General features: G+C 44.6%; 9 protein-coding genes. 1 reads left to right on the forward strand and 8 read right to left on the reverse strand.

All coding sequences use genetic code 11. From position 1 onward, the window contains the following. Positions 1-69: 69 nt before the first annotated feature. From MHB64_RS22430 to MHB64_RS22445, 4 genes are all read right to left on the reverse strand, one after another. Positions 70-297 carry a hypothetical protein gene (locus MHB64_RS22430; protein ID WP_341135402.1) on the reverse strand — a complete coding sequence of 76 codons (228 nt, stop codon included), beginning with the start codon at positions 295-297 and terminating at the stop codon, positions 70-72. A 171-nt stretch (positions 298-468) separates the two neighbouring features. Then, positions 469-1107 (reverse strand): beta-phosphoglucomutase, encoded by a 639-nt coding sequence (pgmB, locus tag MHB64_RS22435; protein ID WP_094873738.1) that lies wholly within the window; start codon positions 1105-1107, stop codon positions 469-471. A 21-nt stretch (positions 1108-1128) separates the two neighbouring features. Next, positions 1129-3405 (reverse strand): glycosyl hydrolase family 65 protein, encoded by a 2277-nt coding sequence (locus tag MHB64_RS22440; protein ID WP_341135403.1) that lies wholly within the window; start codon positions 3403-3405, stop codon positions 1129-1131. Further along, positions 3402-5708 carry a glycoside hydrolase family 65 protein gene (locus tag MHB64_RS22445; RefSeq protein ID WP_341135404.1) on the reverse strand — a complete coding sequence of 769 codons (2307 nt, stop codon included), beginning with the start codon at positions 5706-5708 and terminating at the stop codon, positions 3402-3404. Before MHB64_RS22445 ends, MHB64_RS22440 begins: the two co-directional genes overlap by 4 nt. Before the next feature lie 418 nt (positions 5709-6126). Between MHB64_RS22445 and MHB64_RS22450 the strand changes: the two genes are divergently transcribed. After that, complete coding sequence (locus MHB64_RS22450; protein ID WP_341135405.1) at positions 6127-6852, forward strand: Crp/Fnr family transcriptional regulator; 726 nt, start codon at positions 6127-6129, stop codon at positions 6850-6852. Positions 6853-7034: 182 nt separating this feature from the next. Here the strand turns inward: MHB64_RS22450 and MHB64_RS22455 are convergent, their stop codons facing one another. The 4 genes from MHB64_RS22455 to MHB64_RS22470 all read right to left on the reverse strand — a co-directional run bounded on the left by MHB64_RS22455 (position 7035) and on the right by MHB64_RS22470 (position 11583). Further along, positions 7035-7826, reverse strand: a complete 792-nt coding sequence (locus tag MHB64_RS22455; RefSeq protein ID WP_341135406.1) for a formate/nitrite transporter family protein — start codon at positions 7824-7826, stop codon at positions 7035-7037. A 52-nt stretch (positions 7827-7878) separates the two neighbouring features. Then, a complete protein-coding gene (nirD, locus tag MHB64_RS22460; RefSeq protein ID WP_280786675.1) occupies positions 7879-8199 on the reverse strand; it encodes a nitrite reductase small subunit NirD in 321 nt (106 codons plus the stop codon). Positions 8200-8231: 32 nt separating this feature from the next. Then, entirely contained in the window at positions 8232-10655 is a 2424-nt protein-coding gene (gene nirB / locus MHB64_RS22465; RefSeq protein ID WP_341135407.1) for a nitrite reductase large subunit NirB, read from the reverse strand. A gap of 217 nt (positions 10656-10872) precedes the next feature. Continuing rightward, positions 10873-11583, reverse strand: coding sequence for a hypothetical protein (locus tag MHB64_RS22470; RefSeq protein ID WP_341135408.1), 711 nt, complete (start codon positions 11581-11583; stop codon positions 10873-10875). Between the last annotated feature and the right edge of the window lie 107 nt (positions 11584-11690).

Here is an 11690-nt window from a genome sequence, read left to right on the forward strand (position 1 = left end):
TGGTGATATAGACGTCACTGCGTGGAGCGTTTGGGCTTACGATCGCTGTTATCCTCAGATTTCCTGATTTTATACCGCTTGGCGGTAGAAATCCGAGGATAAAGGCGACCACTTCGTTTCTCCAGCTCCAAACCTCCACTCCGCAACTTCATCACCGAGATTCTTAAAAAACGAAAACAGAAAAAAAGGGGGGGCGGCGTAAAGACCACTGCGTGGGGCTTTGGGACCCGATACTCCCTCTGAGCTTCTACCGAAATTCTGAGCTTCTTGAATCTTTTGAGTATAATAGCTTCCCATGCTGCATCATCACGTTGAGCCATCGGATGCACGTTGGTTTTTTCAAACAGCTGTACTTGTCAGCTGAATTCAGAGCGTGAGCGTAGGAAATCAGAATAAATAAGATAAAAAAAGAACGACCCCACAGTAGCGTCAACTACTTTGGAGTCGTTCCCATGTTCATTTAGAGCTTTAGTCTGTCAACAACTCATACAATCCTTTTACAACCATATCGGCTTCCTTCAGCACTTCCGGCTTGCCAATACCAACTACCTTCATACCTGCAGCCTTACCTGCTTGAACGCCCGCCTCCGCATCCTCAAACACGACACATTCGTCCGGCTGTAAACCTAACTCCTGACCAGCGATTAAGAATACCTCTGGGTCTGGCTTAGCAAGAGACACTTTGTTCCCATCAACAACAGCATCGAACAGATCCGTAATGTTCAGCTTATTCAGAATAAACTCCGCATTCTTACTTGCTGAACCTAACGCAATTCCAATCCCACGTGTTCGAAGTCCAGTTAAGTATTCTTTGACGCCAGGAAGCAGTTCTGACGCCTCCAGCTTAGAGATGTATTCTACATATAGGCGATTCTTTTTCTCCGCCATAGCAAGCTTCTCCGCTTCTTCAAACTGGAGTCCGCCAACTTCCAGAAGAATATCGAGCGATCTCATCCGGCTCACACCTTTAAGGCGTTCATTATCCTCCTCTGTAAATGTAAAACCTAGCTCGTCAGCAAGACTCGCCCAAGCCAAATAATGGTATTTGGCTGTATCTACGATAACGCCATCCAGATCGAAAATGGCGCCTTTCATATTTTGCAACATCGATTTACTTCCTCTCCGTTATTAATTAATGTCTAAGGTTAGCCGCAAGCTCTCCCCTGCACCACAGGACTTTCCTTCCCGCCCTTGTACCGAGAACACCAGAGTCCCTCTGTAGTCAGCTGCTGTGGTAACTGTAACCTCATCCTTGCTGATCCGCAGTTTAAAGGTATCTCCCCGAAGCGTAACCGGAAGCTCAACAGACTGCCAATGTTTAGGCAGTGAAGGTTTGATATGGACAGTTTCTCCATCATAATCCAACCCTGCAAAACCAAGCACCGCAGCCATCCATGCACCACCGTTAGCGGCTGGGTGTGTACCACCAATATAGAGATCCCCTACATACTGCTTAGATTCTCCTGTAAGATCAACAGTAGCTGTCCGCATAAAATATGGATATCCCCAATCCGGCGAACCAATATCGGCAGCTACCAAAGCATAGATGCAAGGACTGAGACTTGACCCATGTTCGGTGCGTGGCTCGTAGAATTCCCAGTTTGCTTGCTTCACTTCCTTGGTGAAGGAATGTTTGAATAGATTCAACATCAACACGACGTCTGCTTGCTTCAGGATGGTTGTCGTTGTAGCTAATCCATTACCCCCACCCAAATACTCATTTTTATTAAGTACACGGGATTTCAATTCTGTCAGCCTAACATCTTCTAAGATGAAGTATCGGTCAAATTGTTCAATGACAAGACTGGCAGGGTCTGGCTGCGGAACATAGAAGCTATCCAGCATAGCTTTGAACTCTGTAAGAAACGGACCTTCACTAAACTCTGTAGACAGTTGGTTGTACACTTCAGGATACTTATCTTGCAGCAATTCTGCAGTGCGCAGGGCTATCTCCAGGGTCTCCTTCACCAGAGCATTCGTAAAGGCATTATTGTTCACACGCTCATGATATTCGTCTGGACCTGTAACATCTAAAATCTCGAAGCGTTCTTTTACCGAATTATAGTAGGCATAAGAGTAGAAGAACCGGGCACATTCCCAGATCACTTCCGCCCCTCCGCTAGTCAACAGACTCTCGTCACCTGTAAATTGAACGTATTTCCAGATCCCATGTACAACATCCCCACTGATATGGACCTGCTTATCGCGGAAATAAGTCCGCATTGGTCGACCGGTAAATACATCGTTCACATTAAACAGAGTACAAGCATCGTCTCCTGTATCCTGACTTTCCCAAGCATAGAATGCTCCCAGAAAACCATATTCCGCGGCCTTCCGGCGAGCTCCGTCCAAGGTATGAATCCGGTACATCATCAGGTTGCGAGCAACCGTTGGATCCGTATGCAGGAAGAAGGGCAGCATAAACATCTCTGTATCCCAGAATACGGCCCCTTTATAGACCTGACCCGATAAACCTCGAGCCGGGATAGAAACTTTTTCCGAAACTGTAGGTGCAATAATTAACAGCTGATAAATACTGTATCTCAGTGCAAATTGAGCATCCTCGTCGCCTTCGATAATGACATCGCTAAGTGACCATCTTTCTTCCCATAGCTGGTTGTGAGCTTTGAACAATTCGTCATAACCGAGTGCCTCAGCTGCACGGACAGATTTCACAGCTTCTGCCTCCGGTTCACTAACATCAAGCCCAGTATACACCGCAACGTACTTAAACCATTCATAGGTCTCACCCGCACTTGCTTCAAAAGAAATCCGGCGAATACTAGCGCCCTCATCCAGTTGCTGATCTCCGAAATTAAATACGGCTCTCTCCGCCACAACTACCGGAACCTTCAATTCTCCACTAGTGGAGGAAGAGACTAGTACATCACCCTTTGACTGTACTTTTTGACCATAGAGGTGGGGACCATTGATATCCCATACATCTACGTCAATCCCGGTCTCAATCACAATTGGGCAGTCCTGTGTACTATGGATAGTGTATTTACTAACGAGGAGGTGCAGATTGTCCTGGCTTACGAAACGATCTGCTGTAAATGTCAACGTCCCACCATCAGATAGACTATAGCCAGTACTCCGATGATGAATGGCACTACGAATATTCAGCTCCTGCATATGAGAGCTAGGTTCACGCTCTAGCACACTTAAAGGTTCACCATTGCAGACAATCTTGGTCCATAATCCATTAGGAGCATTGACGGGTTCTCTCCACTTATCTCCCGCTTTGTCATATAGACCAGCTAAAGTTACGGCAACTAACTCAGCTTTACCGAATTCCTCAAGAGTACCGCGATATCCCATATACCCATTGCCTAACATATATTTGTTCCCGTTCGTCGTCACAAGCTGCTTGTCAAAACAGCTATCCCTAACCGCCCAGCTCATCGAGCCAACATCCCTTCACCTAGCGGAAGCGTCGTCCCGGAAGCGTCCACCGTTATTGACTGCCCATACACTATAATATCAGTGCTCCCCCCATTAATTGCGGTGAGCGTTACTGAAGTCTTGTTGACCAAAATACGTAGTAATACCCCTTCATACATCACTTGGAAGCTATACTCGCTCCAGCGCTCCGGCAATGAAGGCTGGAAGGACAACCGATCCCCATCTGAACGCATACCGCCAAAGCCATACACAATATTCATCCAAGCGGCTGCAATCGAAGTCGTGTGCAATCCTTCGCGTGTATTACGGTTGTAATTGTCTAAATCCAGTCTTGTCGCAAATTCAAAGAACGAATACGCTTCTTCTGGCTTGCCGATTTCGCTTGCCAGTATGGAATGGATCGAAGGCGAAAGTGAAGACTCATGAATACATCTAGACTCGTAATATTCATAGTTAGCCAGCTTCTCTGCTTTAGTGAATTGTCCATTATATAAGAACATAAACATGAGAACATCCGGTTGCTTAATCATGTCATAACGGTACAATCGATCATACGACCAGTTCGAGTAGAGCGGAAACTCTGTTACAGGAATGGAATGAATATCAATATGCGGCATATCGAAGAATCCATCATGCTCCTCAAATACGCCTGTCACTTCGTCAACAGGAATCTTCATATTGTCTGCTTTATTTTCCCAATCGGTAAGCTCTTCATTACGGAGCCCCGTCTTTTCCGCAACCAATGCAAAAGCCTCTGGTGCCTGTTCTTTCATTTCACTCAGGGTGTCTAGAGTGTATTCAAATGATTTTTGGGCCATCAAATTAATATAGCAGTTATTATTCACCATCAATTGGAACTCATCAGGACCCATTACGCCAAAATATCCATATTTCCCACTCTGTTGACCCCATTGACCGCGTGTAGCATAGAATCTGCTAATCTGGATCAGCATTTCAGCGCCTTTACTATGCAGGAATTCTTTATCCCCAGTATTTTTGACATAATGCCAGATACCGTAGGAAATAGCAGTCCCTACATGAAGCTGAAGATTCGAATGCTGCCAGAGATCACAGCTTTCTGTTCCGTCTATAGTAGCAATAGGGTAGCAAGCTCCCTCGCAATCAACATCTTTAGCACGTTGCATAGCCTGAGGTAATGTCTTATATCTAAAGTCCAGTAAGCTCCGGGCGGCCTTAGGATTATTAAACATATAGAATGGTAAGCAATACGACTCTGTATCCCAAAATGCCAAACCACGATACACTTCTCCCGTCAATCCCTTAGCGCCGATGTTGAACCCTGGATGATCCCCATGATAAGTCTGATAAAGCTGGAAAATGCAAAACCGAATGCCCTGCTGATTCTCAGGATCGCCCTCGATCCGAATATCACTTGTCTCCCAGATCCCATTCCAATATGCTGTCTGATCCGCGAATATTTGAGTATCACTCAATTGGCTTACACTTTCAGCAAGAGCTAGCCCTTTGCTCCACAGCTCTTCAGCTGTATGGGCAGATTCACTATCCGAACAGTTGATAACCAGCTTTGTAAAATGGGCCGCTTCTCCCTGAGCAAGATCCATAGTAAAGCTTTGTCCAATAAATTTATCATGTTCAACTCGCGTAAGCTGAAGCGGCTGTGAAGATTGTAACGAAAAGCTTGAGAATAGTTTGTTAGCTGTATTCACTGTTCTCGCCATAATAGCTGTGGCAGATCCTTGTTCTCCACTGCGGAGACTACTCCACATACATTCGCCGCGTTCCTCATGAATAATGCTGAAATCAAGACCTGCACAAATGTCCACGCTGCCCGAGAAATTAAGGGGCTCAAATTCCACCCGCTGTAGTCCCAGATGAGACATCGTCATACTTACCAAACGAGTAAAGACAACTTTTAAGATTTTCCCATCATCTAGGTGCCAGAGTAGCTCCCGCCGATAGGTCCCACTACGAAGATCCAGTTTGCGTACATATTCCGATATTTTACTTTTTGCCAGATCGAGCTGTTCACCATTCACAGTGATCCGCGTATACAGCCAGTCCACCGCATTCACCATATATCTCAGCGAGCGAATAATCCCTTTATAATGATTGCCAATGTCCAATTGTTCATTTAGCCCGTTGAAATAACTGCCTTGCAGGGAATCCCCAGAGTAACCTTCCTCAGCATACCCCCGCACACCCATATACTCATTTCCCAGCGAAAAAATAGATTCCGAGGTCCGATTTCGTTCTGGATCAAAGCCCTCTTCAATAATTGCCCAAGGATCTACCTTAAGATATTTGTCAGCCACTTTAGCCATGTATGATTTCCCCTTCTCCTGGTTTTTGCTCCATTCTCAGGATATCGTTCCATACCCGTTGCGCCAATGTCTGACCTTAATGAAGATATGTGCATTTATACGAAATTGAAATCGAATGGATTTCTATATCATGAATTTTTGCAGTATACTATGTAGAATCTAATAAGAACAAAATAAACAGTGACAGACCCATTATTTGAGAATAATGGATTGCCACTGCTGATATATAAAGAACATATACTTCTTACTCCTTTTTAGTTAAAAATCATATTACATCTTGCACTTTTGAAGTGAAAATAATCACAATGTTGAAAATTCGACACTTTTAAATGGTTTTTCTTAACCAAATCGAAGATTTTAGAGGTATAATTAATTTAAAATTTACTGAAAAACTGAGGGAATAAAGGGGATGTCGATTATGCTAAAAGAACATTACAATGTCATCGAAGCCCACGGAAATACAAACTGTTTCTCCGAACAGAATTTCAACAGACTTCTTGTTACGATGAAAGAACGCGTTGTTCCAGAGGGTTCACATCTTTTCTGGGAAGGCGACTACTCGGATAAATTGTTTTATATCAAACGTGGACGTGTGAAATTAACTAAATCAACGGATGAAGGTAAGGAACTTATTCTTTATATGTACCAAGCCGGCGATATGGTAGGTCAAGCGGACCCATTCTTCAGCACCAAGCACAGCTTTACTGCAGAAGTGATTGAAGAAAGTGAAGTTGGCGTTATCGAGCAAAAGGATTTAGAAATTCTCATTTGCCAACATTGTGATTTTGCGATCGACTTTATGAAATGGATGGGCATTCATCACCGTCTAACTCAAACGAAATTCCGTGATCTGATGATGTACGGCAAACCAGGCGCACTTTGCTCCACTCTCATTCGCCTCGGCAACACCTATGGTGAGAAGAGCAGCGATGGTGAGAATATCCTCATCAACAAAAAAATTACGCATACAGATTTGTCCAACATGATCGGCGCTACTCGTGAGAGTGTGAACCGGATGTTGAGCGACTTGCGTAAAAAAAATGCGGTTGAGTACGAGAACGGTATGATTGTCATCAAGGATCTGGGCATGCTGCAGGAAATTTGCCACTGCGAAATGTGTCCTAACGAAATCTGCCGGATCTAAATTTCTGTCTTATAATATACCCTCTATTCTCCTCAATGAAACATATATGACCCAATTATTCTGCACATTATAAAATAGAGTGGTCGAAGACGCCTAGCGAGGGCGTCTTTTTTTATAGCACAATGATGAAAAAGAACTGATCCCGAATCGGGTCAGCTCTTAATCATAAATATGCTCTTAACTTAACGTTTGGTCTGAGCACCACGCACGGGAGAAATCATCCAGTAGGCCATACCGACGAATACGCCACCGCCAATTATATTTCCTAACGTAACGGGTATCATATTGTGTATCCATCCGGCAATTGTAACGGTTTCCGGGTGATTCGGGAGCAGCACAGCAACACTCAGCAGCGTCATATTAGCCACACTGTGCTCATAGCCACTCGCAATAAAGGCAAATAAACACCACCAGATTAGAACCAGCTTGGCCGTTTCACTTTTGGCGCGCGAGGCCATCCATAGTGCTAGACAGACCAGCCAGTTACATAGAATCCCCCGGAAAAAAAGCTCTGAAAACGGAAGGCTCATTTTCTTGGCTGCAGCCGCAAAGATCAGATGCTCTGGGGGAGCCGCACTGAATAGTCCAGTTCCTCGAATCAAAAGTGCTAAAATCACTGCCCCTACCACATTCCCTACAAACACAAGCACCCAGTTCTTAACAGTATCCCAGATACTTGTTCTACCAGCTAGTGTACTAACCGTAAAGAACATATTATTTCCGGTAAACAGCTCTGAGCCTGCAAACACAACAAGAGTCAAGGCAATACCGAAGGATGCACCCATAATGAGGGGTTGGAAGGGCGATTTGGCAGCCGCTAGAGGCGCTCCCAGCGAGAAAATAAGGATAATCCCAATGCCTACATATGCCCCTGCCAAAAGGGCTGCCAGAAAATATCTTGGTAAACTTTCATTCATTTGGTCACGCTTACTGACTGCCGCCTCGACAATGTTCTCCACACTTTGAGTAAACATAATACTCCACCCCACCGTTTTCTATTTCATCCTTTACTACAAGCTTCGGTGTCTACAAGCTCACTGTCACAATGTCTCCGTCAAGGGAGACTGGATAAGTCACAACGATACCTTGATCCGGTGCCTGAACTTCACCCGTGCGAAGATCTATTTTCCAATCATACAGCGGATCATAAAGAAAGTGACCCGAAACGATTCCTTCAGCAAGCGGCCCCCCTTTTGGATGAGGACTCCGATTCTCAAGCGCATAAATCGCTCCGTCAGAGGTACGAAATACAGCCAGTTCCACATTTCCAGCCACAACTACCCGGCCAATCTGTAACAGGAGATCCTGTACTGATCCTATTGCATACGTTTGTGTGGTCTTATTCATTGCTCTCTCCCCTTCTGTGTGCGTTATATCCGCTAGACTCTTGTTTCTTCAAAAAGCGCAGTACGAGTGCTGCTGTCATTGAGCATTTTTTTCCAAGGATCCGTAACCTGAGTGAGAGCAAAGTCAATCCGTGCTGCCAGCTTTTTGCGGTTATCTTCATTATCCAAAATGACCGTTTGAATCTGCTCAAGTCCCATACGCTCAACCCACTCGGAGGTTCTCTCCAAATAATTGCCGGTCTCACGGTAATATTGCATCACAGCGGAGCACACCTCGATCAGCTCATCATCGGTCTTAATTTTGCAGAAAGAGTCAGCGATCCTTGGCTTGATCCCACCGTTACCACCGATAAACACTTCCCAACCACCATCATTACCGACGATGCCAATATCCTTCGTGCAGGATTCCGCACAGTTACGTGGACAGCCGTTGACAGCTATTTTAAACTTGGCGGGAAAATCAAGACGTTCATACTTACGTTCTATGAGCGCGCCCATTGCCAGCGAATCCTGTGTGCCGAAACGGCAGAACTGTGAACCCACACAAGTCTTAACCGTACGTAGCGATTTGGCATAACCATAACCTGATGGCATATCGAGCTCTTCCCATACTTTCGGCAGATCCTCTTTTTTCACCCCGATCAGATCCAGGCGTTGCCCACCAGTCACCTTCACAACTTTCACGTCATATTTAAGGGAGACATCGGCGATTTTCTTCAAATCCTCCGGTGTTGTTACCCCACCATACATGCGTGGTATCACGGTGTAGGTTCCATCTTTTTGAATATTGGCACCCATTCTTTCATTTACAAATCGGGATTCTTTCTCATCCTGATGGGTATCAGGGTTCATCATTCCTAGATAATAGTTAATTGCCGGACGACACTTGGAGCAGCCTTCCTCTTGTTTCCATCCGAGTACATTCATGACCTCTTTTGTTGTTTTAAGACCTTTAGCTGTGATTTCAGCAACAATTTCATCACGGTTAAGCGTTGTGCACCCACAAATACCTTGCTTAGCAGCTTGCTGGAAACTGTCACCTAAGACAAATTGCAGGATTTGTTCTACTACGGGTTTGCAACCACCACAAGAGCGAGTAGCGCCAGTACATGCTTTGATCTCATCCACAGTAGTAAAACCATGTTCAGTAACAGCATCTACGATCGCTTTTTTAGTTACACCGTTACAGCCGCAGACAATTTCTTCGTCCGCCATAGCTTCTACGGATGTACTCTTCTTTGCTCCGCCACCGCAGCAGCCCGTTCCCATGACTTCTGTATAAATTTCATCGGTCATTATCGCGCTTTGTTTTACTAGCTTTTGCAAATTGGCGGACTCCGTCACATCACCGAACAATACTGCACCGACAATCACATTATTTTTGAGCAGAATTTTCTTATAGGTTCTCTTCCATTCATCTTTGTTTGAGATCACCGTGTGATCAGAGGAATCCAAAAACTCACCCGCTGAAAATACATCCACCCCAGATATTTTAAGCTTCGTGGAGACAATCGAACCTTCATAAGGCTTGGTATTGCTACCACATAAATGTTTAGCTAGAACCATGCCTTGTTCAAATAATGGAGCCACCAGCCCGTAACACATACCGCGATGCTCGGCACATTCGCCGATGGAATAAACATTCTGCATCGAGGTTTGCAAATAATCATCCACCACGATCCCACGATTTACGGAGATTCCGCTTTCTTTTGCCAACGTCACGTTCGGTTTGATTCCAACAGCCATTACCACAAAATCCGCTGTAAGCATACTGCCATCGCTGAAGCGCAATCCACTAACTCTCTGTTCCCCGGTCAATTCCACCGTTTGTTTGCCCATAGCAAATTTCACACCTTGACGCTCCAGCTCAGCTTGAAGCATCGAGGAGGCATTCCGATCAAGCTGACGCTCCATCAGATCTTCCATCAAATGAACTACGGTAACGTCCATGCCTAGGTTCACAAGACCTTTTGCCGCTTCCAGCCCAAGTAACCCCCCGCCGATAACAGCTGCTTTGCTGTATTGCTTGGCCGCTGACAGCATCGCATCACAGTCTGAAATATCCCGGAATCCTACAACGCCCTCTTTATCACTGCCAGGTACAGGTAGAATAAACGAATTCGAACCTGTCGCAATAATTACCTTGTCATAGGGGACTATCATCCCGTTATCCGTAACCACTTGCTTCGAGCCTTCATCAATTCGTGTCACCGTTGTTCCCGTGTGTAGAGTTATATTATTGTCCTCATACCAATTCCAGTCGTTTAGGATGATATCATTAAGGGTCTTACTTCCTTCAAGAACATAAGACAACATGATCCGATTGTAATTGGGATGAGGTTCACTTCCAAAAACCGTAATGTCATAAGCTCCACCCAGCTTCAATATCTGCTCAATCGTACCTATGCCTGCCATACCGTTGCCGACTAATACTAGTTTTTCTCTTATCGTTGTCATGGTTAGGTGCCTCCTCAAGCTTATGAATACCTGATCAATCTCTCTTCTACATATTGGAATTATACGTTTCAAATTCAAGTCATCATTGTGATTGCAGTCACTTTAATTGTGAATATTTTCACACTTTAGTGTGCTGATAATTGTCAGATATCTTTTCCACATAAAAAGCCAGATTAACGATTCTGAACAACCGTTAATCTGGCTTAATGTACGATTTTTAGCGTAAAGTCAATAAAATCTCCAATTCATCTTGAGCCCTGAGCTTCATATCCATTCCATCATCGAGTAGTTGTTTTCCGTTCACCTTCAGCTTCCATTCTTCATTACTTAGAGGGGTATAATCATTGACGGAAAGCACCTTTTTATTATCATCCGCCAATTGTACCCTACTACAGCTTTTGAGCAAATCTCTTACGGTTAAATCTTCTCTAAATAAAATAATATACGTATGATGCAGGTCTACTTCTACACTTCCACCGTTCAAGGTCAGCCTTACTGTTTGAAGTGGTGCTTGATGATCCTTCGACTTCGCGGTGAAGACTAGCTGTGAATCATACCCTACAGTATTATTCCAATCCGCATTCCCAATGATTTGACCGCCCATCTGAAGCTCCCAAACCAATCCCGACTCTAGCGAAAAATCCTTTACCGAAAGAATGCTTGAGTTATCCTCCGCAAATGTGGCAATATTACTACCTTTCAGGAGCTCCATGAGCGATATTCCATTTCTATAACTCCCGCTAAGTAACCTGTCCGATGGTTTAGTAAGCAGTTCATTATCTCCAACCCTTATCGATATTGTCGGTCCCTCTAATCCTGCCGCACCATTATTAGCATTACTATTGCCGTCATTGTTAGTAGAGCATCCACCTATTGTGAATCCGATGACTAAACCTAGCATCAATTTCCACAAAGATCGTATGGGCATCCTGACACCGCCTTGTCCCGCCTAATGACCATATAGCGTCTCAGGCTTGTAAAGTTATGTATACTGTCTTTTTAAGGATAACTTAAACAAGCCATGTTCTCAAATAA

This window comes from Paenibacillus sp. FSL K6-2859 (assembly GCF_038008265.1).
In the GTDB taxonomy this organism is placed as follows: Bacteria; Bacillota; Bacilli; order Paenibacillales; family Paenibacillaceae; genus Paenibacillus_AQ; species Paenibacillus_AQ nitricinens.